This is a genomic window from Streptomyces sp. enrichment culture, from assembly GCF_964273255.1.
Classification (GTDB): domain Bacteria; phylum Actinomycetota; class Actinomycetes; order Streptomycetales; family Streptomycetaceae; genus Streptomyces.
Genome location: NZ_OZ186835.1, coordinates 4,852,228 through 4,874,633, shown reverse-complemented (window position 1 = coordinate 4,874,633; position 22,406 = coordinate 4,852,228). Strand labels below are relative to the sequence as shown.

The window sequence follows — 22,406 nt, the reverse complement described above, 5'->3', positions numbered from 1 at the left end:
GCTCGTGGGCGGTGTCCGCCGGGAAGGATCACTTCTGCGGCTGGAACGCCCAGTGGTCGCCGGCCGCGTGCGGGACCCGGGTGAGTCCGTAGCGCTGAGCGGGCCGGTGCCCGTGCCGGAACAGCCCGTGGAGGTCGGCGAGCACCGACGTGTGGTGGCCCACGTAGGAGTGGCCGAGGAGGTCGGCGCCGAGCGCGGTGACGTCGACGGTGTCCAGCCCCGGCGCGACGATCACCGACCGGCCGGCCTGCCCGGCACGGGGGAAGTCCGCCAGCCCGCGGGCCGCGGCGAGCGCCCGGTCCCGGTCGGAGACGTACAGGGTGCAGGTCTCGGCCTGGCGCAAGGCGGCGGGCAGCCGTTGCCGGAACACGTCGCTGTCGACGTCGGGGGCGGCGAACACGACGTGTCCCAGCCGCCCGGAGCCCGCCGGCAGGGCGGTGGTGTCCAGGCCGGCGAGTCCCGCGGTGAGCACCCGGTTGCCCATGCTGTGCGCGACGACGTGCGTCCGGCGCACGCCCGTGCGGGTGAGTAGCGCCCGCAGGAAGTCCTGGAAGTGGGGCACGGCCCGGGCCGCGGCCGCCCCGTCCGCCACGTAGTCGTGAACGGCCCCCTTCGACGCCCAGCTGTAGAGCGCGACCACACCGGTGAAGTTGAGGTCGTAGGCGATCTGCGCGGCCTGCCGGACGGCGGCGGGGAATCCGACGTTGTAGCCGTGCACGAAGACCAGCGCCTCCCGGTCCGTGCCCTGGTCGAGCTGCTCGCGCACCTGCGCGGCGAAGGTGTCCGCGTCCAGCGGCTCGGGCGGGCCGACGACCAGGTCGCGCTCCGGGTCCGGCCGGAACTGCAGGCGCCACCAGCGGGGTTTGGTCACCGCGCCGACGGGCCGGTCGTCCGGCACGCTCACCGTGGCCCTGCCCTGCGACAGTTCCCCGCGCCGGGCTCCGTAGCGGACCCCGTCCGGCTTCCGGGCGTCCTCCTGGGCACGGTCGGTGGCGTACATGACGGGCACCAGCAGCGCGCGCCGGAACTCGGTCCAGTATGCGGGTGCCGCCGCGGGCCCGAAGCGTTCCCGCCCGTCGGCGAGCCGGTCGAACTCCTCGTTCAGCCAGGCCCCCAGGGGCGGACGGGCCCGCAGGGCGCTCTCCACGCGCCGCGCGGCGGCCTCGACCGCGTCGAAGTCCTCCGGCGTCCCGTCGTCGTCGCGGCACGCCTGTTCATACGCCCGTAAGCCGTCGAGCACGTCGTCCTCGAGGTCGCTCAGCTCCTCGTCGGCGACCCGTTCCGGCACCTTCGGCCAGATGCCCGCCACCGCCGGAACCAGTGGTCCCCACCGCTCCACTACCCCTCCCCCGGAAGCACCGACGACCCGATTCCGCATCTGGGCCGTCGCACCCGGCAGTTTACGGCGTGTGGCGCACCCCACAGGCCCCTTCGCACGAGACGGCCCCCTTCCCGCCTCCCTCGGGCCCGGGCCGCCCGACGCGACGACCGGCGGGGGTGCCGGGGAGCGGTACCGGAGCGGGGCCGGTCAGGCCGGTCAGACCTTCGGCCAGGTGATGCGCTGCCCCTCGGACGTGACGACGATCTCGAAGCGGCCCAGGTCCGGGGAGCCGTCCGCCCGCCAGCGCAGCAGGTGGTCCTCCACCTCGTCCCACAGCCGCCCGGGGCCGCCCTGACGGACGGTCCACTGGCCACCGTCCTGGGTGAGGGCCGCCCAGGCGCCGGCCTCCACGTCGACGAGGACGTGCCGCGTCGTGCCGGCCGGTGTCAGGCTGAGGCGCTGTGCACGCGGGGCCGCCAGCTGGGCCACGAAGCGGGCGTCCCAGTCGTCCAGGACATCGGCACCGAGCCGGGCCGGCCGCTCCTCCCCGGACTCCAGGTCGGGGAGCATGCCGAGCGGCGGCGGCAGCTGCGGCCGAGCGAGCATGAACGAGACCTGCCCGCCGAGGAACCTGCCGCGGGCCACCCCCTCGTCGCCGACGGTCAGCCGGGCCAGCTCCGAGGCATGCATCCAGCCGCACACAGTGGCCAGGATGGTGCCGCCCGGCCTGGTCTGCCCGACCCACGTGTGCGGCAGCTCCCGTACCCCGCAGGTCGCCACCAGCCGGTCGTACGGGGCGCCGTCCCTGTGCCCGGCCAGGCCGTCACCGACGACCAGCTCCGGGAAGTAGCCGCACGCGGCCAGGCCGTCACCGGCACGGCGGGACACCTCGGCATCCACTTCCACCGACGTCACCAGGTCGTCTCCGAGCCGGTGGCACAGCAGCCCGGTGGAGTAGCCCGTGCCGGTGCCGATCTCCAGCACCCGGTCGCCGTCCTCCACCCGGAGGTCCTCCAGCATCCGGACGACCAGGCTCGGCAGCGTGCTGGACGAGGTGGGCTCGCGCAGGATCTCACCGCGGATGTCACCGGGCACGACGGTGCCCGCGATCTGGGTGACCAGCGACTCGTCCGCGTAGCAGCGCTCCAGCCAGCCGTCGGTGTCGGCCGGCACCGACCGCCAGGCATCCCCGGAGCGGTCGAAGAACCCGCCGCGCAGGACCTCGTGCCGGGGCACGGCTTCGACGGCCTGCCGCCACTGCTCGGTACGCAGGGAACCACCCGCGGCAAGACGGTCGGCCAGCGCCCGTCGCAGGGCGGCGGACTTCATGACGGTCATCAGCGGATCGTCCTCTCCAGCAGGTCGGCCATGGACGCGAGCATCGGCAGGCCGGTCTCGGTCTCCAGCCAGTACCACTGGCCGGCTGGGTTGCACTCCAGGAACCACCATCTGCCCTGGCGGTCGACGGCGAAGTCGAAAGCGCCGAAGACGAGATGGAAGTGGGACAGGTATGCGTGCACGGCCTCGGTGATACCGCGCGGGGGTGTGGTGACGCTGTAGCGCAGGCAGCTGTAGTCGGTGCGCCAGTCCAGCAGGTCCGAGTCGATACGGACGGCGAAGACCTCGTCGCCGATGACGGTGACCCGCACGTCCGCGGCCTTGTCGACCCGCTGCTGGAACAGGTGCGCCGTCCCGGCCACGCTGTCGTCGATGCCGTCGGCGGCAACCTCGGCGATCTTCACCACGTTGGAGACGCCGTCGACCAGGTACACCGGATTGTGCAGGGGCTTGTAGATGACCGGGCCGTGCCGCTTGATGAAGGCCCTGGCGGCGTCGGGACTGGATGTGATGAGTGTGGGCGGGACCAGGAGGCCGGCCGCCGTCGCGGCCGCCAGGCCAGAGGGCTTGAACTCCGCGTCCCCGACCCGGTGTGGATGATTCACGTACAGGCAGCCGGGCAGCGAGGCGAGTACGCCCCCGAGCCCGTACCGGGCCTGGGTGACGGCGAACTGGGCGTCCTGCGCGCCCAGATGGGGGAAGGCGAAGCCCGACGGGCGCCGGTAGTACAGCGCCCGCACGTTCGCCAGGTCGGCCGTGCGGGACGGAGTGCGAAGGCGCCCCTGCAAGCCGCTCGATGCGACCTCTGCCTCCATCGACAGTGATGCGGGGAAGTCCCCGGAGTCGAGCCGCACGATCGGGATGCCCCGGTCGTGCAGCTCGCTGATCACCACGTCGGCGGTGGGGTCGTACAGGCTGGTGACGACCAGCACCGGACGCGGCTCATTCATTGGTCGCTGTCGCTCCCCGTGTCGCTGTCCTGCGTGGAGCCGTTGCCGTCCGGGCTGGTCCCCGTGGACGGACTGGTGCCGGTGCTGGTGTTGTGCCTCCCCATCTCCATGGCCTGGCCGGTCTCGTCGTAGAACCGGGCGGTCTGGGAGGTCGGGTCGAGCTCGGCGCGCGCGTAGCCAGGCGCCATCGTCGGGTAGGGAGCCATACGGCTGACACCCCACGGGGCGACGGTGGGCACGCCGGACGGAAGCGGCGACGAGACCGGGAAGCGATCAGAGTGCACGAACACGGTTCTTCCTCTCTCCTGCACTGGGAATGAACCCGCCCTCAGGGCCGGGTTTGCCAGGGTTAGGGGTCCTGGCGGGGATCTTCGGAACCCACCCCGCCGGAGGCTTGCGTACTTTCCGACGGGACGGGCGAGACCCTCCCGTCGCGGCTTGAGGACCACGACGGGAGAGGCGTTCGAGGGATGCGACCCTGACCCTGCGGTCGCCGTGGGGCCCCGTCACACCAGGGGCGGGGAAGGGCCGCGGTCAGCGGCTGAAGCGCGCCCTCTTGGCGCATCCGGCGTGGATGAGGGCGGACCGGCCGCCACCGGCGGTGGGCGAGATCTGGTCGTACGGCACGGTGTCGTCGCCGTTCTCGATCGACCGGTCGCAGGCCACGCACATGCGGACCGCGGTCAGCGCGTCGTAGTGGTCGCACAGGCAGCGCACCGAGCGGGCGAGCCGTCTCACGCGGGCCACTTCCCCGCTGAGGCCGGCGGCCTCCGGCTCGGTCAGCTGGCGGCGCGCCTCACCGACGCCGGCGAGCGCCACCTGCGCGGGCACGTCGTCGTCACCGCATCGCGCGGCGAGCTGCTCGATGCACGGCATGAGCTCCTGGAGGTTGCGGGTGAGGTCCCGTGCGAACAGGGCCACCAGGCCGTGCCGGGGCAGGGTGACCTGGTCCAGGAACCAGGCGGCGTTGCTGCGCATCGAGCCGATGCCGGTGATGCGGCAGTCGGGGGTCTGCGGCTGGGTGGCGGTCACGAGGTCACCGCCTGGCGGTGGCGGGGGCACCTGCACGGAGGCCAGGCGCAGCTGGTCGGCGGCGGCGTCTCGCCGGTGCCCACGGATACGACGGTGCCGCGGTCCTCGAGGACCCTCCCGTGCCGGTCCACTCGCAGGACCTGGATGGTCATCCTGACGCCCCGCTTCGCAGGGGCTGTACGGTTCATGGTGTCGGCGCTCCTTGCAGCGTTGGCACCCCCGGCGAGGTCTCACCACCTCGTCGGGGACGGACGCTTATGAACGTAGGAGCGCCAGCACCCAACCGCCGACCGTAATCCGGTCGCTACGCTCAGGCAGCAAGGATGCCGATGCGCGAGGCCAGTTCAGCGGCACGACGCCGACGAGCCGCCTGGGTCGACTCGACCTCTTCGAGCAGGATCGCCCGGGCGTAGCCGTTGTAGCGGATCGTGTCCGGCGCGGCCTCGGCAGCCTTCTCCAGCGACGCGACGGCGGTCTCTGGCTGGTTGTCCAGTTGATAGCCGCGGGCCTCTTCGATGCGGTGGCGAGCGCGGCGCGGCCGGGACTTGATGACGTTCTGGTCCGCGCGCGCGGCTTGCCGCACGGACTCGCCGCCCTGGTGGAGCTCCACCGCCACGGTGACGGCATGCGCGCCCATGATGGCCCTGCTGAAGCTGGTGGCGGGATGGTAGTAGTCGGCAGGCAGGCGCTTGGCCATGTCGTTGGCCTTGTCCCAGTGCCTCCACGCCGTGCCGGTCTCCCGGCGGCGGGCCGCGGTGTATCCGAGCTCGAACTCGAGAGCGCCCGCGATGGCGAGGACATCGTCGGCGGCGTCCGCAAGCAGCGGCTTCAAGTAGGACACCGCCTCCCGGTTCACCGCGTCGGCTGCTTCGAAGTGGCGTGGCCCGCTGTCCCTGTGAGCTTGCGCGAGCAGCCACGAGGCGACACCGATGGCGTGCGGGTCCCCGCTCTCCTGGGCGGCAACCATGCCGCGTTCTGCCACCCGCCACAGCAGGGAGCTGTCCGGCTGGTAGGCGATGAAGAACTGGCTCAGGCTGTAGACCTCCGCGAGGACGGCCTGGGCGCGGCGGCGCTCCGCAGCGGTGTCGGCGTGGCGCACAAGGGCCTGCGCGTCCCGGATCAGGTCCGGCAGCAGCCGACCGATCGCTTCGCGGTGGTTCTTGGACGCGTGCCGCTCCCGCCAGGCTGCGTGCAGCCGTGCCTCGAGGTGTGCGACAGGAGGCGGCTCCGCGCTGCTGGTGAGCGGGAAGCTGTCGACGGCGGCCCTTACGGCAGCCAAGCGGGGGTGCCCTGGGCCGATGAACAGATCGACGTGGGTCTCCGGCCGGCCGGTCAGATCCGCAAGGTCGCGCACCCTCAGCGCTTCGGCGATGCGCATCACCATGTCAAGGCTGGGGGTCTTCTGCTGGCCGTTCTCGATCTTCCGCAGGGTGTGCGGTGACACGCCTACCAGGTCCGCCAGCTGAGTCTGCGTCATGCCGCGGCGCTCACGCAGAATCTGTACTCGCTGACCGAATCGCAGGGAGTCGGCGTAGGGATCGGGGGCAGCATCTCGAGGCATCACGGCCTTGTCCCTCCTCGCAGCTTCGTCACTGCAAGAGTAGGGGCAAGGCCGTTCCCTGTGGGCCTTCCAGGTGAATGCCGGGCCACTGCGGGGCAGGTCTCCGACGCGCCCGCACACGAGCAAGCATTGGGCCCACACCGAGGATGCGCGGTGGGGGGTCCCGGGCCACTTGGGAGGGTCTCGGAGGACACCGCCCCGGAAGCGCCGGTCCCTTGCCAAGGGCACTGGTGGCGATGGATGCTCACGATGGCCGTCCGGGCCGACCGAACCGGCCCACCCGCTCCTCAGTTCCCAGCCACCCCCAGCTCCTCCCCCGCCCCCACTACCGCGAGGTCCCCCTCCCGGTCCGTGCTCAGCACCTCCGCGCCGCCCGCGCGCAGGGCGGTCACCGTGCTCGGGGCGGGGTGCCCGTAGGGGTTGTCCTCGCCCGCGCTGATCAGCGCCAGCCTCGGTGCCACCCGGCGCAGCAGGGCCGGGTCCTGATGAGCCGAGCCGTGGTGGGCGACCTTCAGGACGTCGACGCCGCTCAGGGAGGCGGCTGCCGGTGACCGCGCCAGGGCCCGCTGGGCCGGGGGTTCCAGGTCGCCGAGCAGGAGCAGGCGCAGGCCGCCGGTGCGGACGAGGAGGGCGACGCTCGCGTCGTTCGGGCCCTCGGGCGCCGGCACGGGCACGGGTACCGGTGCCGGGAACGGCTGTCCGGGTGGGGCCTCGGGAGCGGCCGGCGGGGGCCACACCACCTCCCAGGAGAGTCCGCCGGTGCGTCGCCGTTCCCCGGTGGCGGCGGCCCGGGTCACCGGGACGCGGGCGGCGGCTGCGGTCCGGCGGACGAACGCGGCCTGCCCGGCGGGTTCCTCCAGCCCCGTGGTCTGGACGGCGCCGACCGAGCGCCCGCGGAGCACTCCGGGCAGGCCGGCCACGTGGTCGGCGTGGAAGTGGGTGAGGACGACGAGCGGCACCTCGGTGACGCCCAGGGAGCGCAGGCAACGGTCCACGGCGGCCGGGTCGGGTCCGGTGTCCACGACCACCGCGGTGTCCTCGCCCGCCGCCAGGACCAGCGCGTCCCCCTGGCCGACGTCGCACATGACCATCCGCCAGCCCGGTGGTGGCCAGCCGGTGATCACTCGGGTCAGCGGGGGCGGCCGCACCACCACCAGGACCAGCAGCAGCGCACAGAACGCGCACCACCAGGGGTGGCCCAGCAGGCGTCGGCCGAGGAAGAGCACGGCCAGGGTGACGAGACCGAGCAGGGCCGCCCCGGCCCAACTGCCCGGCCAGTCCACGCCCGCGCCGGGCAGTGCGGCTCCGGTGCGGGCGATGCCCGCGATCCACTCGGCGGGCCAACCGGCGCACCAGGCCGCCGCCTTGGCCGCCGGCATGGCCACCGGGGCGGCGGCCAGGGCCAGGAATCCCAGCACGGTGGCCGGGGCGAGCGCGAACTCGGCGAGGAGGTTGCACGGCACCGCGACCAGGCTCACCCGGGCCGACAGCACGGCCACCACCGGTGCGCACACGGCCTGCGCGGCACCGGCGGCGGCCAGCGCCTCCGCGAGCCGGGGCGGGACACCACGCCGCCGCAGTCCGGCGCTCCAGCGAGGGGCCAGGGTGAGCAGCGCCCCGGTGGCCAGGACGGAGAGCAGGAAGCCGTAACTGCGCGACAGCCAGGGGTCGTGGAGGACGAGCAGCAGGACCGCCGCGGCCAGGGCCGGGATCAGGGATCTGCGGCGTCCGGTGGCGAGCGCGAGCAGCGCGACGGAGCCACAGGCGGCGGCTCGCAGCACGCTCGGGTCGGGGCGGCACACGGTCACGAAGGCGAGCGAGAGCGCGGCGCCGAGCACCGCCGTCCCCCGCAGGGTGAGGCCGAGCCGGGGGGCGAGTCCGCGCCGCTCGGCCTGCTGCGCCAGTCCGGGAGGGCCCAGGAACAGGGCGAGGAGGATCGTGAAGTTGGCGCCGGACACCGCCAGCGTGTGGGTGAGGTCGGTCTCCCGGAACGCCTCGTCCAGGTCCGGCGCGATCCGTGAGGTGTCGCCCACGACCAGCCCGGGCAGCAGGGCGCGGGCGTCGGCGGGCAGGTCGTCGGTGGCCTCGCGCAGCCCGGCGCGCAGCTCCCCCGCCAGCCGTTGTGCTCCCGACGGCTCTCCCACGACGTCCGGCCCACCCGCGCCTTTGGTCCTCAGCACGGCGGCGAACCGGTCGCCGGACGTGGTCGGCGCGAGGCGGGCCTCGACGCGTAACCGGGTGGTGGGCAGGAGCGCGAGCCAGGGGGAACCCTCCGCATCCCGGCCTGCCCGGGCGGCGGGAACGTCCCGTGCGGAGGAGCGGTCGTCGACGATCACCAGGACCGGGGTGCGGACCTCGACGGGGGCCGCGCCCGCCCGCTCCACCGTCCGCACGTCGGCCTCGATCAGGAGGGAGGGCGGGGCGGAACCGCCACCACCGGAGCCCGGCCGGGCGCGCCGGGGGTCGGCGGTGACCTCCACCTCGGCTGTCACCCGCGCGTACTCCCGCGCCAGGTCCGGGACCGGACCGCGCCGCAGGTCGGCGCCGTGCAGACCGGCCGCCACGGCGGCGGTGGCGATGCCGAGCAGTACGGCGACGGCGGTGATCCGGGCCCCGGCGGAGGCGGGAACGTACCGGGGTGCCGGGCCGGGGCGTGCCCGGGCCGCTGCTCCAGTCCTGCCGGGGCGGCTGCGACGCATCAGCAGGAGGACGCCCGCACCCGTGCCGGAGAGCACCGCCACGGCAGCCACCCAGCGGGGCGTGGCGTGAAGGGTGAGCGCGGCCGTGGCCCAGACGGCGAGTGCGGGCACGACGAGACGGAGGTCGGTCGGCGCCTCCTGCCGGGGACGGGACGCGCCGAGCCGGTTCCCGGCGGCGGCGTGGACGGGGTGCCTCATGGCCGCACCAGGTTCCGCAGGTCCGCGAAGCGGCGGTCACCGATGCCGTTGACCTCGCGGAGCTCGTCGACCGAGCGGAAACCGCCGTGACGGGTGCGGTAGTCGATGATGTGCTGCGCGAGGACGGGGCCGACTCCGGGCAGGGTGTCGAGCTGATCCGCGGTGGCGGTGTTGAGCGACACCGGCGTGACGGGTCCAGCGCCGCCCGGGCCACCGGAGCCACCGGGACCGCCCGCGCCGGCCGGGGCACCGCCCGTGCCACCAGTTCCCGGCGGAGGCACCGGGCCCCCGACCACCACCTGCTCCCCGTCCACGAGGAACCGGGCCCGGTTGAGCCCGTCCGTCTTCGTGCCGGGGCGTACTCCGCCCGCCGCGCGCAGCGCGTCCTCGACCCTGGATCCGGCGGGCAGCCGGTGCACGCCCGGGTCGCGGACCTTGCCGGAGACGTCGACCACGATGCCGGGGGCCGAGGAGCCGGTCGGCGGCTGGGCAACGGAGACGGCGTCAGACCCGGCCTCCGCACCCCGCACCCCGTTCCCACCCGCCGGCGGATGGGACGAGGCGGCGCGCAGCACCTCCGGGGCCCGCACCGGCTGGGTCCGACCGGACCAGAAGTGGTGAGCGGCGAACGCCACCGCGATCACGAAGACCACCGTCAGCGCGATCACGTTGCGCCGCTCCAGCCCGCAGCGCGTCCGGACCCACAACGGCAGCCGCTCACGCAGCGCGAGTCCGAACCGTTCACCGCGCCGGGGGACGTCAGCCTCCTCACCGGCAGCGTCCTCCTCGGCTGCCGCAAGGGGATTCGGGTGCCTCACCGCCGGGCCGGTGTCCTGGCGCCACCTCGCCCCCGCGTGCGCCGCCGCATCCGCGTCCACACCCGTACGGGCTCCCGGGCGTACACCGAGGCCCGCGCTCGCGCCCCGCCCCGTCGGCGTGACGGCGTCCGTCGCCGCCGTCACCGCCCAGCGCGGGGCGCGCCTCGCCGGCCTCCCTGCGGTGGCGTCGGCGGCCGCAGCCCCGGCCGGTGGCGATTCCGGCACCGCGTCAGCGACGGACACCGCGGGCGCGGTCCGGTCATCCGCGATCCGGCGGTCGCCGGTCCCACCGCCGACGCCCGCGTCACCGGCCTGCCGCTCACCGAACAGCGTCCGCGCGCGCTGCCGGAGCAGGACCGCCGATGCCGCACGGTCCGCACGCCGGTAGCCGTGCCGTCCCCGTCCCCCCTGCCGTGCGCCCCGCCGTCCGGGCCCGGTGGGGCCGCCGTGCCGGACCCGGCCGTCGGACGTCGCGCCCCGGCCGGGACCGCTGCTCGCCCTCGCTGTGCGTGAACGTGATCGAAGTGCCATGCGAGGAGCATCGGGCACCCGGCCGAATCGCGATGATCTTGGTCGAATTCCGTGGATCACCGACGGGTTGTGGACAACCCCGTCACTCGAACGGGGAACAGCAGCGCGCGTGTCCCAGCCTGCCCGGGCTCCCCGTCCCGGCATGGGAGTCCCGGCACGGGAGTCCCTGCTCGGGAGGCCCGGCACGGCCCGGGGGAGGTCGACGCCGAGCCCGACGACCACGGCCTCGGGGACGGGAAGTTCATGCGGCGCCGGGGACGCTCCGGGCGTACGAGGTCACGAACGCGGTGATGAGCCGGGCGAATTCGGTTCGGTCGGCGTCCGTCCAGTCCGCCATCACACGGGCGAAGATCTCCTGCCGGAAGCGGTGCGCGCGGTCGACTTCTTCTTGTCCCTCGTCGGTCAGGGCGAGCAGGGTGCGCCGGGCGTCGGACGGGTCGGTGCGGCGGGTGATCCATCCTTCCTCGGCGGCGCGCAGCACCAGGCGGCTCGCCCGCGGCTGGTCCACGCCGAGGGCGGCGGCGACATCACTGACGGCACACTCCCGGTCGCGGGCCTCGATGGCGTCCAGCACGCCGAACAGGGTGGGGTCGATCGGCTTCCCTCCGTCGGGCGGCGCCAGCCGCCCCAGCGATCTGCGGGTCTGGCTGCGGCGAATGGCCACCATCGCCCGCTCGACCGCGGCGACGGCTTCCTGTTGATCCCTCTGCGACATGCATGCTAGCTTACAACTATTGTCATAAGACATACATATGAGGGGTGATCGGCATGCCCGACACGACCCGCCTGCCCAGCGTCCGCGAGCAGCGGCCTCTCGGCTACTGGCTGAAGCACATCGACGGAGCCCTCACCGAGAACATGGACCGGCTGTTGGCCGCGGACGGCCTGGACCGCCGGGCCTGGCAGGTGCTGAACACGCTGTCGTACGGCCCGATCACCGTCGCGGCGCTCGACGAGACCATGACGGCCTTCCTGTCCGCCGACGAGCCGACCACGCGGTCGCAGGTCGAGCGATTCGTCGAGCGCGGTTGGGCGGGGCAGGCGGGCGACGGAAGGGTGACGCTGACCGAGGAGGGGCGACGCGCCCACGAGCGGGCCTCCGAGAGGGCCCGAGCCCTGAGGATGCGGATGATGGAGTGCCTCTCGGCCGACGAGTACGGGGTCCTGATGGAACTGCTCCAGCGCGTCGCCACCCACCTCGACGCCCTGGCGGCCGGAGAGCCCGGACCGTAGCCGTCCACACGCCTCTCCTCGCGAGAGGGTGGCCACGGGGCCCGCCCGGCAGCCTGCGGCATACGGCGTGGGCCGGCCCCCGGTCCACGACTCCGGGGCCGTCCCGTACGGCCCCGGTCACCGCGCCGAGACGACGACCCCCAGCAGCCCCGGCCCCGTGTGGGCGCCGATCACCGCGCCCACCTCACTGACGTGCAGCTCGGACAGGCCGGGCAGCCGTGCGCGCAGGCGGTCCGCGAGGGCGTCCGCGCGTTCCTGGGCGGCGAGGTGGTGGACGGCGACGTCCACCTCGGCCCCGCCCGCCCGCTCGGCGGCGATCTCCTCCAAGCGGGCGATGGCCTTGGAGGCGGTGCGCACCTTCTCCAGGGGCTCGATCCGCCCTCCCGCCAGCTGCAGCAGCGGCTTCACGGCGAGGGCCGAACCGAGCAGGGCCTGGGCCGCGCCGATCCGGCCACCACGGCGCAGGTAGTCGAGGGTGTCGACGTAGAAGTAGGCGGAGGTGCCGGCCGCGCGCTTCTCCGCGGCCGTGACCGCCTCGTCCACGGTGCCGCCCGCCTCGGCGGTCTCGGCGGCGGCCAGGGCGCAGAAGCCGAGGGCCATCGCGATCATGCCGGTGTCCACCACCCGCACCGGGACCGGCGCCGTGCGGGCCGCGACGACGGCCGCGTCGTGGGTGCCGGACAGCTCGGCGGACAGGTGGAGGGAGACGATGCCGTCGGCGCCGTCCTCGGCGACCTTGCGGTAGGTCTCGGCGAAGACCTCCGGGCCGGGACGCGAGGTGGTGACCGGGCGGCGCTTCTGCAGCGCCTGGGCGAGGGAGCGGGTCGAGATCTCGGTGCCCTCTTCCAGGGCGCGGTCGCCGAGGACCACGGTCAGGGGAACCGCCGTGATGCGATGCCGCTCCATCGTCCGGGCCGGAAGGTAGGCCGTTGAATCGGTGACGATCGCGACATGGCGGGACATGAGCTGGAGGTTACCTGCCGTGGTGGGCTCGCGGCAGCCCGGCCCCGTGCGCCGGGCGCGGCCGTGTCCGGATCGCGCACCGCCCCCGGAGCACGCGCCGCTCCCCGCGCACGCGGTCGTCGTCATCCGGTGCCGAGTGCCGGGGCACCGGTTCGTCCCGGTGAGGCGGGCTGCCCCGCATCACCGCTGGACCGTCAGGTGGTGCTCTCGGGGCGGGCCTTCTTCTGCCAGGGGTAGACGGGCCGCGGGGCGGGCGGGGTGATGGCGGGACGCACCGGCTCGGGGCCGGAGTCCCGCGCCGGGGTCTGCTGCGCGGAATCCTGCACCGTGGGGCGGGCGGGCGGGGTGCCGGCGGCCGGGGTTCCCGGGCGGTGCGGGCCGGCGGACGCGGTGGCCTCCTCGCCGGTGGTCCAGTGCCGCAGCGCGCCGGCCTCCATGTCGATCTGGGCGCTCAGCGAGTCCAGGTCGTCGTCCGCGAAGCGGCGGGCGCGGTCGCGGGCCGCCCAGCGCAAGGAGTCCGCGGAGTGGGTGATGCGTTCGGTGCGCTCGCGCAGCTCGGGCAGGCGGGCGGCGAGCGTGGCGCGGTCCGGGTCGGACTCCAGGCGGCGTAGTTCGTCGTCCAGTTCACGGCCGTGTGCGCTGAGCCGCTCGAAGAGGCCGAGGGACTCCTTGACGGACGCGTCCTCGGTGGCGGCGGCCTCCAGCGCCTCCTGGGTGGCCCGCATGGAGGTGCGCAGCTTCAGGCGGAGCTGGGCGATCTCGCCGGCGGGGCCGGGACGGCCGAGCGCCTTGGCCTTGAGGGTGTGGTCCTCGACGGTGCGGCGGGCCTGGGTGATGTGGCGGTCGGCACTGCGCTTGGCCGCGCCCACCACCTTCACGGTCGCGTAGGCGCCGAGTACCACGAAGAGCACGAAAAGCAGGGCGAAGACTGCGATCACTGCTTCCACGAGGCTCCTCCTTCGGCCCTTCGGCCAGTTCCGGCACGCTCCGCGCCGCTCTTCAACGGTAAACGCAACGGGCAGGTGCGGAGTTCCGTCCGAACCCCGAACCTGCCCGTAGGGGACTACCCCGAAAGCCGCGTCACGCACACGGCCGGCCGCGGACGGGAGCCCTCGGAGGGCTCCCGCGGCGCTCACGCCGGGACGATGTTCACCAGCTTCGGCGCCCGCACGATGACCTTGCGGATCCCGGCACCGTTCAGCGCGGCCACGACCTTCTCGTCGGCCAGCGCGACCTTCTCCAGCTCGTCCTCGGAGATGTCCGGGGACACCTCCAGCCGGGCCTTGACCTTGCCCTTGACCTGGACCACGCAGGTCACCGTCTCATCCACGACGTAGGCCGGGTCGGCGACCGGGAAGTCCTGGTGGACCACCGAGTCGGTGTGGCCCAGCTTGCGCCACAGCTCCTCGGCGATGTGCGGGGCCAGCGGCGCGGCCAGCAGCACCAGGGCCTCGGCGACGGACCGCGCGATCGGGCCGTTCGCCTTGGTCAGGTGGTTGTTCAGCTCGGTGACCTTGGCGATGGCGGTGTTGAAGCGCAGGCCCTCCAGGTCCTGTCGGACGCCGTCGACGGCCTTGTGCAGGGCGCGCAGGGTGTCCTCGTCGGGCTCCGCGTCGACCACGGTCGGCTCGCCGGTGGCCTCGTCGACGATGTTGCGCCACAGCCGCTGCAGCAGACGGAACTGGCCGACGACCGCGCGGGTGTCCCAGGGGCGGGACACGTCCAGCGGGCCCATCGCCATCTCGTACAGGCGCAGGGTGTCGGCGCCGTACTCGGCGCAGATCTCGTCCGGGGTGACCGCGTTCTTCAGGGACTTGCCCATCTTGCCCAGCAGCCGGGAGACCTTCTCGCCCTGGTACCAGTAGGCGCCGTCGCGCTCCTCGACCTCGGCGGCCGGCACCGCGATGCCGCGGCTGTCGCGGTAGACGTAGGCCTGGATCATGCCCTGGTTGAACAGCTTGTGGAACGGCTCGGCCGAGGAGACGTGGCCCAGGTCGTACAGCACCTTGGACCAGAAGCGGGCGTACAGCAGGTGCAGCACGGCGTGTTCGGCGCCGCCGACGTACAGGTCGACGCCGCCGTGCGGCATGCCCTCGCGCGGGCCCATCCAGTACTGCTCGATCTCCGGGTCGACCAGCTGCTCGGAGTTGTGCGGGTCCAGGTAGCGCAGCTCGTACCAGCAGGAACCGGCCCAGTTGGGCATGGTGTTGGTCTCGCGGCGGAAGCGGCGCGGGCCGCGGCCGTCGCCCAGGTCCAGGGTGACGTTCACCCAGTCCTCGTTGCGGGACAGCGGGGTCTCGGGCTGGGTGTCGGCGTCGTCCGGGTCGAAGGTGCGCGGCGAGTAGTCGTCGACCTCGGGCAGTTCCAGCGGCAGCATCGACTCGGGCAGGGCGTGGGCGACGCCGTCCTCGTCGTAGACGATGGGGAAGGGCTCGCCCCAGTAGCGCTGACGGCTGAACAGCCAGTCGCGCAGGCGGAAGTTGACGGTGCCCTCGCCGCGGCCCTCGCGCTCCAGCCACTCGGTGATGCGGGCCTTGGCCTCGGCGACGCCCAGGCCGTCCAGGCTGACGCCGTCGCCGGTGGAGTTGATGACCTTCGCGTCGTAGGAGGCGAAGGCGTCGTCCCAGGCGGCCGGGTCGGTGCCGCGGCCGTCGGTGGGCTCCACCACGCAGACGATGGGCAGTTCGAAGGCGCGCGCGAAGGCGAAGTCGCGGGAGTCGTGCGCGGGGACGGCCATGATCGCGCCGGTGCCGTAGCCCATCAGGACGTAGTCGGCGATGAAGACGGGCACCCGCTCGCCGTTGACCGGGTTGACGGCGTAGGCGCCGGTGAAGACACCGGTCTTGTCCTTGGCCTCGGCCTGCCGCTCGACGTCGGACTTGGAGGCGGCCTGCGCGCGGTAGGCGGCGACGGCCTCGGCGGGGGTGGCGTGGCCGCCGGTCCACACGTCGTGAGTGCCCTCGGGCCAGGCGGCCGGGGTGAACTTCTCCACCAGCGGGTGCTCGGGCGCCAGCACCATGTAGGTGGCGCCGAACAGGGTGTCGGGGCGGGTGGTGAAGACGGTGATGTTCTCGCCGTCGATGGGGAAGTCGACGCGGGCGCCCTCGGAGCGGCCGATCCAGTTGCGCTGCTGCAGCTTGATGGCCTCGGGCCAGTCCAGGGCGTCCAGGTCGTCCAGCAGGCGGTCGGCGTAGGCCGTGATCCGCATGTTCCACTGGCGCAGCTTCGCCTTGAACACGGGGAAGTTGCCGCGCTCGGAGCGGCCCTCGGCGGTGACCTCCTCGTTGGCCAGCACGGTGCCCAGGCCGGGGCACCAGTTGACCGGCGCGTCGGAGGCGTAGGCCAGCCGGTACTCGCCCAGGACCTCGGCGCGCTCGGCCTCGCTCAGGTCGTCCCAGGCGCGGTCGGTGCCGGGCACGGGGCGCTCACCGGAGGCGAACTGCTCGACCAGTTCGGCGATCGGGCGGGCCCGGCGGGCGTCCTCGTCGTACCAGGAGTTGAAGATCTGCAGGAAGATCCACTGGGTCCACTTGTAGTAGTCCGGGTCGATCGTGGCGAACGACCGGCGCTTGTCGTGGCCCAGGCCCAGCCGGCGCAGCTGGGACGTCATGTTCTCGATGTTGGCCTCGGTGGACACGCGCGGGTGCGTGCCGGTCTGCACGGCGTACTGCTCGGCGGGCAGGCCGAAGGCGTCGAAGCCCAGCGTGTGCAGGACGTTGTGCCCGGTCATGCGCTGGAAGCGGGCGTAGACGTCGGTGGCGATGTAGCCCAGGGGGTGGCCGACGTGCAGTCCCGCACCGGAGGGGTACGGGAACATGTCCATGATGAACTTCTTGGGCCGGGCGGCCAGCTCCGGGTCGCCCGCCAGGTCGCCCTTGGGGTTGGGGGCGGCGTAGGTGCCCTCGGCGTCCCAGAAGTCCTGCCAGCGTGCCTCGATCTCGGCGGCCAGGGCGGCCGTGTAGCGGTACGGCGCGGCCTCCGCGGCCGCGGGGTTCGTCTCGCTCATGATCCTCAAAGCTCCATCGATCGTCTCTGCCTGCGCCTGCGGCTGCCGGAAATGAAAAAACCCCTCGCACAGGAGGGGACGCCGCGCCGATTCCGACCGTCCATCACCGGCGGTCGGGACTGATCAGCGCGGCTCGCTAAGCAGGAGGCGTACGGCACGCATGGCGCAAGGGTACCGCAGGCCCGCGGGCGGTCGCGACGCCGTTCCGGGCGCCGGAAGGGCCGGGGAAAGCCGGGGAAAGCCGCCTCCCGGGCCGGTGTCCCGCCGTATTTACTGAAGTTCAGTCAAAGGTTACTTCGCGTAACAGACACTAAGGGGCATCACAACAAGCCGATGATCCTTTGGTAACAGCGCAATAACTCAAACCTCGTACTGATCGGTACGACCGGGCTTAGAGTTCGCCCCGGGACCGCTTTACCGATACCTCGGAGTTGCCCCATGAACCGTCGCCCGGACAGCAGCCCACCTCCCGCACGGGGCAGGTCGGCTGCGGATTTGCTGTGCCCGCTCCGAGTCATGACGCCGGGAGGTGCGTCATGAATCCGCACGACAGCACCGCGGACGACTGGCTCGCCGAGTTCCTGAGCTTCGGCGTGGGCGTCCTGTCGCTGGTCTGCCTGAGCTGTTCGGTGATCTGGGGACTGGTGGCCCAGGACCGGATCCTGCTCGGCCCCCGCCAGCGGATCCTGGCCCAGGCGGTCCACCGGACGACCGCCGTCGCCTCGATCGTCTTCCTGCTGGTGCACATCGGTATCAAGATCGGCCAGGAGCACGTCTCCTGGATCGCGGCGGTGATCCCCTTCGGCCTGGCCCTCACCGACGACGAGACCGTCATGGGGAGAAGTTTCCTGATCGGCCTGGGCACCCTGGCCGGCTTCCTGATGATCTTCGTGGGCATCACCGGCATCCTGCGCAACCGCTTCGCCACCCCGGCGCCGGTCGCCGCGCGCTGGCGGGCGATGCACATGCTGGCCTACCCGGCCTGGTGCGCCGCCCTCGTGCACGGGCTCTACGCGGGTCGCGAGGCCAAGCCGGTCTTCCTGATCCTGTACGGCCTGTCCGTGCTCGGCGTGATGACCGCGCTCGTCCTGCGCGCCGCCCCGCGCCCGGTCAAGCGCAAGATCGCCGACCGGCTCGCCGGCCTCGTCGCCGGCCTCGACCAGCAGGGCGGCCGGGACCGGCTGGAGGAGAGCCGCTCCCGGGCCGCCGAGGGCGCGCTCGCCGGGTACGACAGCCCGCGCGAGTCCCGGCAGCCGCGCGGCGGCACGCCGTCCGGGTTCGCCGGCCCGTCCGGCGCCTCCGGGTCGCTGTACGAGACGGCCGAACGGCCCGCCCCGGAACCCGCGAACGGCTTCGCCGCCGCCTACCGCGCGGTGTCGGCGCCCTCCGCCCCCTCGGCGCCGCAGCAGCCCTTCGCGGCGGACCGGACCGCCCGCATGGAACTGCCGCCGGACCTCCAGGTGACGGAGGCCGTCCCGCGGGTGGACGGGCCCTCCAGCACCTCCGGCAACTGGCCGATCCCGTCCCCGCCCCCCGTCGGCGAGGCACCGCCGTCGGCCTACGACCCCCTCCAGGACACCGGATACAACATCCCCACCTACGACAATTCGCCCGCGGCGCCGTACGGTTCACGTGACGTGTACGACACCGGTGAGACGAACGGCCTCTACGGCACGTACAACCCGGATGACACGTACAACAGCGGTCCCGCCACTGAAACACGCCCCGGTGCGTCGCCGTCGTCCACCTACGACTTCGACGCACCGGGATCGGGCGAACCTTGGAACACGCCTTCCGGAGGCTTTAAGTGAACGAGGCCCTGCCCGACGTCCCCGAAGTCCGCGTCGTCGGCCTTCCCCAGCTCACGTCGGGCTTCGACCTTGTCGACCGGCTCGACCTCCCCATGCACCTCAAGGTGCACGGGCCGCTCGAACCCATGGGCGGCGAACAGCTCGCCCAGCTCGCCGAACGCATCAACCTCAGGGGCCGCGGCGGCGCGGGCTTCCCCTTCCACAAGAAGCTGCGCTCGGTCGCCGAGACAGCCATCAAGCGCGGCGTCCGGCCGGTCGTCGTCGTCAACGGCAGTGAGGACGAACCGGCCTGCCGCAAGGACACGGTGATGATCAACCGTGCCCCCCACCTGATCCTGGACGGCGCGTTGCTGTGCGCCGAGGCCATGGGGGCCCGCACGCTCGTGGTGGGGGTCACCCGGGAGTCCACCCAGCGCTCCATGGAGGCCGCGCTCGCCGAACGCGGCCTGAACAACGGCCGCCGGTCGGCGCTGCGCGCCCGCGTGCAGCGCAACCCGGTGCGGATGGTCACCGGCGCCGCCGCCTCCCTGATCCGCTCGATCGACGGCGGCCCGGCCATCCCGCCGGGCCGCAAGACCAGCGCCTCGAAGAACGGCGTCGGCGGCGCCCCCACCCTGCTGTCCAACGCCGAGACGTTCGCCCAGCTCGCCATCGCGGCCCGCATCGGCCCGGAGCGCTACGGCAACACCGGCCTGTACGACGAGCCCGGCACCGTCATGCTGACGGTGTCCGGGGCGGTGGCCCGCCCGATGGTGGTCGAGGTGCCCACGGGCGTGCCGCTGCGCTACGTCCTCCAGCTGGCCGGGGCGCCCCCGGTGCCGCAGGGCGTGCTGACCGGCGGCTACCACGGCAAGTGGATCGACGCGGCCACCGTCAACGAGGCGATCGTCTCCCGCAACTCGCTGGACGCGGTGGGCGGTTCGCTGGGCGCCGGGGCGATTCTGCCGATCAGTCAGGACACCTGCCCGCTGGGCGAGTCGCTGATGGTGGCGAAGTGGCTGGCCGAGGAGAGCGCCGGCCAGTGCGGCCCCTGCTACCTGGGCCTGCCGGCCGCCGCACGCGGTCTGGAGGACATCCTCAACGGCGGCGGCCCGGCCGCCCTGGAGGCCGTCAAGCAGGTCGCCAAGAACGTGAAGCGGCGCGGCGCGTGCTCGCACCCGGACGGCTCCGCCATGTTCCTGGAGTCCACCGTCAAGGCGTTCACCGACGACCTCGCCGCCCACGTCCTCGGCAACGGCTGCGGACGGCCCGTGGCGGGCGTCCTGCCGCTGTTCGAGGGCGGCAGGGCCCCTACGGGCATCCCCGGGGGCGGAGGCGAGGAGAACGGCCCCAGCCGCCAGAAGATCTACGTGGACTGGACGCTGTGCCGGGGCCACGGCCTGTGCGCGGACATCCTCCCCGAGGTCTTCCAGCTCGGCGCGGACGGCTTCCCGACCGTGGCGCAGGCCGAGGTCCCGCGGTTCGCGGAGGCCAAGGCCCTGCGGGCGGTGCGCCGTTGCCCCGCGCTGGCGCTGCGCATCGAGGACGAGGCGCCGCGGGCCAAGGCGCCCTCGCGCAACCTGCCGGTGCTCTCCCAGGGCCGCGGCCGGCGCGCCCTGGGCCGCTGAGACCGGGCCCGGGGCCGTCGGTCCCGGGCCGCTCGGCCGGCTCCGGGCCGTCCGGCCGTCGGCCCCGCACACAACGCCGAAGGCGGACCATCCTCCCGGATGATCCGCCTTCGACTTCTGTGGAGCTAAGGAGAATTGAACTCCTGACCTCCTGCATGCCATGCAGGCGCTCTACCAACTGAGCTATAGCCCCGTGTTGCGTTCCGCCCGGTTTCCCCGGCGGCGACGCCAACTTTACACGGTCCACCCGGGCCAACACCAAATCGGTTTCGCTTCGCTCGGCTATGCCCCAAATGCCCGCGGGGCTCCCAGCCGTCTCAGGCCGTGACGAACGAGTAGAACCGCTTCAGCGTGCAGTGTTCCTCCAGCAGCCGACCGTAGATCGGTTCGCCCTCGAGTTCGCGGTACGTCTCGATGGGGTCGCCCTTTATGATCAGCGCCCGCGCGCACTCCTCGCACCAGTACTGGTACTCGGGGTTGAGCGGCTCCATGTCCCGTACGATCGGCGTCCCGCTGCCGCACCAGTCGCACTTCCGCCTGTGTGCACCCATCGCTCAGCTCCAGCTGTGGCCGCAGGCCGTGCACACGTAGGAAATGCCTCCGTTGTCCCCGAGGACCTGGGCGACGTGCGCGGAACCGCAGGAAGGGCAGGCGAGTCGGGTCGAGGTGCGTCGGGTCACCACCGCTCCGAGGAGGCGGTCGCCCTCCCCGAAGATGCTCGCAGGCATCGCAACTCCCTCCCGTCGGGCCGCGCCCCCTTCGGCCGTTTGATTCTGCCACGACCGGGCCAATACGGTCAGCGACGCCGGGATACCGTTCGGGACACGGCCCGGCGCCTCGTCGAGGTATACGCCTCGCGGAGCGTTCCTGCTCAAAGCGAGGGCGACGAAAAATCCCGCCCTCTGGGGGAGGACGGGATCTTCGCGATGTGGAGCTAAGGAGAATTGAACTCCTGACCTCCTGCATGCCATGCAGGCGCTCTACCAACTGAGCTATAGCCCCTTGCCCCATGTGATCGGCTCACATGGTGTTTCGCCCCGCTCGGCGGGGCGAACAAGAAGAACTTTAGCCTGCGACCTGCCGGAAAGTGAAATCCGGGCCCCGGGCCGCGCCGGGACCGGGCCGCGGGCCGTCAGTCGTCGTCGCCGAGCACCGGTTCCGGCAGGGTGCCGGCGTTGTGCTCCAGCAGGCGCCACCCGCGGGCGCCCTGGCCCAGGACCGACCAGCAGCAGTTGGTGAGGCCGCCGAGGCTCTCCCAGTCGCGCGGGGCGAGACCGAGCAGGCGGCCGATGGTGGTGCGGATCGTGCCGCCGTGGCTGACCACGACGAGCGTGCCGTCCTCGGGCAGCTTCTCCACGTGCCGCAGCACCACGGGAGCGGCGCGGTCGGCGACCTCGCTCTCCAGCTCGCCACCGCCCCGGCGGACCGGCTCACCGCGCTTCCAGGCGCGGTACTCGTCGCCGTGGCGGGCGATGATCTCGTCGTGCGTCAGCCCCTGCCAGGAGCCCGCGTAGGTCTCCCGCAGCGCCTCGTCGTGGGTCACCGGCAGGCCGGTGAGCGCGGCGAGCTCGGCCGCGGTCGCCGCGGCCCGCTTCAGGTCGGAGGCGACGATCGCGTCCGGCTGCAGGCCCGCCAGCAGCCGGGCCGCGCGGCGGGCCTGGGAGACACCGGTCTCGGTGAGCTCCACGTCGGTGGTTCCCTGGAAGCGGCGTTCCACGTTCCAGGAGGTCTGGCCGTGCCGCCACAGGATGACGCGGCGGCCCCGGCCGGCCCGGCCGGCGTCGGCGGTGGCGGCGCTCACCGCCACTCACCACCCGGCTCCACGGCCTCGGCGGCGTCGGCCTCCAGCTGCCTGGCGTGCTCCTCGGCCTTGCCGCGGGAGGCCACGGCGTCGGCGGGCAGCTCCAGCTCGGGGCAGTCCTTCCACAGCCGCTCCAGGGCGTAGAAAACGCGCTCCTCGCTGTGCTGCACGTGGACGACGATGTCGACGTAGTCGAGCAGCACCCAGCGGGCCTCGCGGTCGCCCTCGCGGCGCACCGGCTTGGCGCCGAGCTCCTTGGCGAGCCGCTCCTCGATCTCGTCGACGATCGACTTGACCTGACGGTCGTTGGGGGCGGAGGCGAGCACGAAGGCGTCGGTGATGGACAGCACGTCACTGACGTCGTAGGCGACGATGTCGTGCGCCAGCTTGTCGGCGGCCGCCTGGGCGGCGGTGGTGACGAGCTGGAGGGAACGGTCGGTTGCGGTCACTGCACGGCTTTCGGTCGGTGGTCGGTTGTCCCCAGGGTCTCACGGACCGGCCGGCGCGCCCCACGCGATAACGCGTGACCACGGCGGG

At 73.0% G+C, this 22,406-nt stretch carries 19 protein-coding genes and 2 tRNA genes; 3 read left to right on the top strand and 18 right to left on the bottom strand.

Annotated elements, in window-relative coordinates:
- Positions 1 to 28 precede the first annotated feature (28 nt).
- The 9 genes from ACSU53_RS21115 to ACSU53_RS21075 all read right to left on the bottom strand — a co-directional run bounded on the left by ACSU53_RS21115 (position 29) and on the right by ACSU53_RS21075 (position 11,163).
- Positions 29 to 1,339, bottom strand: a complete 1,311-nt coding sequence (locus tag ACSU53_RS21115) for an alpha/beta hydrolase (RefSeq protein WP_437029953.1) — start codon at positions 1,337 to 1,339, stop codon at positions 29 to 31.
- 198 nt (positions 1,340 to 1,537) lie between these two features.
- Positions 1,538 to 2,659, bottom strand: a complete 1,122-nt coding sequence (gene tgmC, locus ACSU53_RS21110) for an ATP-grasp peptide maturase system methyltransferase (protein ID WP_437029952.1) — start codon at positions 2,657 to 2,659, stop codon at positions 1,538 to 1,540.
- Positions 2,659 to 3,609 carry an ATP-grasp ribosomal peptide maturase gene (gene tgmB, locus ACSU53_RS21105; RefSeq protein WP_437029950.1) on the bottom strand — a complete coding sequence of 317 codons (951 nt, stop codon included), beginning with the start codon at positions 3,607 to 3,609 and terminating at the stop codon, positions 2,659 to 2,661. Before tgmB ends, tgmC begins: the two co-directional genes overlap by 1 nt.
- Entirely contained in the window at positions 3,606 to 3,848 is a 243-nt protein-coding gene (tgmA, locus tag ACSU53_RS21100; protein ID WP_437033316.1) for a putative ATP-grasp-modified RiPP, read from the bottom strand. Before tgmA ends, tgmB begins: the two co-directional genes overlap by 4 nt.
- A gap of 295 nt (positions 3,849 to 4,143) precedes the next feature.
- The gene (locus ACSU53_RS21095; RefSeq protein WP_437029948.1) at positions 4,144 to 4,641 is read right to left on the bottom strand and encodes a DUF6415 family natural product biosynthesis protein; all 498 of its coding nucleotides are present in this window, start codon (positions 4,639 to 4,641) and stop codon (positions 4,144 to 4,146) included.
- A 310-nt stretch (positions 4,642 to 4,951) separates the two neighbouring features.
- Positions 4,952 to 6,202: a helix-turn-helix domain-containing protein gene (locus ACSU53_RS21090; RefSeq protein WP_437033314.1), complete on the bottom strand. Its 1,251-nt coding sequence runs from the start codon at positions 6,200 to 6,202 to the stop codon at positions 4,952 to 4,954.
- A gap of 287 nt (positions 6,203 to 6,489) precedes the next feature.
- Positions 6,490 to 9,099 carry a ComEC/Rec2 family competence protein gene (locus tag ACSU53_RS21085; protein WP_437029946.1) on the bottom strand — a complete coding sequence of 870 codons (2,610 nt, stop codon included), beginning with the start codon at positions 9,097 to 9,099 and terminating at the stop codon, positions 6,490 to 6,492.
- Positions 9,096 to 10,061 carry a helix-hairpin-helix domain-containing protein gene (locus ACSU53_RS21080; RefSeq protein ID WP_437033312.1) on the bottom strand — a complete coding sequence of 322 codons (966 nt, stop codon included), beginning with the start codon at positions 10,059 to 10,061 and terminating at the stop codon, positions 9,096 to 9,098. Before ACSU53_RS21080 ends, ACSU53_RS21085 begins: the two co-directional genes overlap by 4 nt.
- A gap of 628 nt (positions 10,062 to 10,689) precedes the next feature.
- Positions 10,690 to 11,163, bottom strand: a complete 474-nt coding sequence (locus ACSU53_RS21075) for a MarR family winged helix-turn-helix transcriptional regulator (RefSeq protein WP_437029944.1) — start codon at positions 11,161 to 11,163, stop codon at positions 10,690 to 10,692.
- Positions 11,164 to 11,216: 53 nt separating this feature from the next.
- On the opposite strand from ACSU53_RS21075, the gene ACSU53_RS21070 reads away from it, so the two are divergent.
- Positions 11,217 to 11,681: a MarR family winged helix-turn-helix transcriptional regulator gene (locus tag ACSU53_RS21070; RefSeq protein WP_437029942.1), complete on the top strand. Its 465-nt coding sequence runs from the start codon at positions 11,217 to 11,219 to the stop codon at positions 11,679 to 11,681.
- Between the two features lie 117 nt (positions 11,682 to 11,798).
- Here the strand turns inward: ACSU53_RS21070 and ACSU53_RS21065 are convergent, their stop codons facing one another.
- From ACSU53_RS21065 to leuS, 3 genes are all read right to left on the bottom strand, one after another.
- Positions 11,799 to 12,644, bottom strand: coding sequence for a DegV family protein (locus ACSU53_RS21065; RefSeq protein WP_437029940.1), 846 nt, complete (start codon positions 12,642 to 12,644; stop codon positions 11,799 to 11,801).
- A gap of 194 nt (positions 12,645 to 12,838) precedes the next feature.
- Entirely contained in the window at positions 12,839 to 13,591 is a 753-nt protein-coding gene (locus ACSU53_RS21060; protein ID WP_437029938.1) for a hypothetical protein, read from the bottom strand.
- Positions 13,592 to 13,776: 185 nt separating this feature from the next.
- On the bottom strand, positions 13,777 to 16,650 hold the full coding sequence (gene leuS / locus ACSU53_RS21055; RefSeq protein WP_437029937.1) for a leucine--tRNA ligase: 2,874 nt from the start codon (positions 16,648 to 16,650) through the stop codon (positions 13,777 to 13,779).
- 536 nt (positions 16,651 to 17,186) lie between these two features.
- Between leuS and ACSU53_RS21050 the strand changes: the two genes are divergently transcribed.
- Together ACSU53_RS21050 and ACSU53_RS21045 are read left to right on the top strand one after the other, a co-directional pair.
- Entirely contained in the window at positions 17,187 to 18,461 is a 1,275-nt protein-coding gene (locus tag ACSU53_RS21050) for a cytochrome b/b6 domain-containing protein (RefSeq protein WP_437029935.1), read from the top strand.
- Positions 18,458 to 20,068, top strand: a complete 1,611-nt coding sequence (locus tag ACSU53_RS21045) for an NADH-ubiquinone oxidoreductase-F iron-sulfur binding region domain-containing protein (protein ID WP_437029933.1) — start codon at positions 18,458 to 18,460, stop codon at positions 20,066 to 20,068. Before ACSU53_RS21050 ends, ACSU53_RS21045 begins: the two co-directional genes overlap by 4 nt.
- A 120-nt stretch (positions 20,069 to 20,188) precedes the next feature.
- Here the strand turns inward: ACSU53_RS21045 and ACSU53_RS21040 are convergent.
- The 6 genes from ACSU53_RS21040 to rsfS form a co-directional block, all read right to left on the bottom strand.
- Positions 20,189 to 20,261, bottom strand: a tRNA-Ala gene (locus ACSU53_RS21040).
- Between the two features lie 124 nt (positions 20,262 to 20,385).
- Positions 20,386 to 20,619, bottom strand: coding sequence for a hypothetical protein (locus ACSU53_RS21035; protein ID WP_004988233.1), 234 nt, complete (start codon positions 20,617 to 20,619; stop codon positions 20,386 to 20,388).
- A 3-nt stretch (positions 20,620 to 20,622) separates the two neighbouring features.
- Positions 20,623 to 20,796, bottom strand: a complete 174-nt coding sequence (locus ACSU53_RS21030) for a hypothetical protein (protein ID WP_362089666.1) — start codon at positions 20,794 to 20,796, stop codon at positions 20,623 to 20,625.
- Positions 20,797 to 20,997: 201 nt separating this feature from the next.
- A tRNA-Ala gene (locus ACSU53_RS21025) sits at positions 20,998 to 21,070 on the bottom strand.
- A gap of 130 nt (positions 21,071 to 21,200) precedes the next feature.
- Entirely contained in the window at positions 21,201 to 21,869 is a 669-nt protein-coding gene (locus ACSU53_RS21020) for a histidine phosphatase family protein (RefSeq protein ID WP_437029930.1), read from the bottom strand.
- On the bottom strand, positions 21,866 to 22,318 hold the full coding sequence (gene rsfS / locus ACSU53_RS21015) for a ribosome silencing factor (protein ID WP_437029928.1): 453 nt from the start codon (positions 22,316 to 22,318) through the stop codon (positions 21,866 to 21,868). Before rsfS ends, ACSU53_RS21020 begins: the two co-directional genes overlap by 4 nt.
- Positions 22,319 to 22,406: the final 88 nt, after the last annotated feature.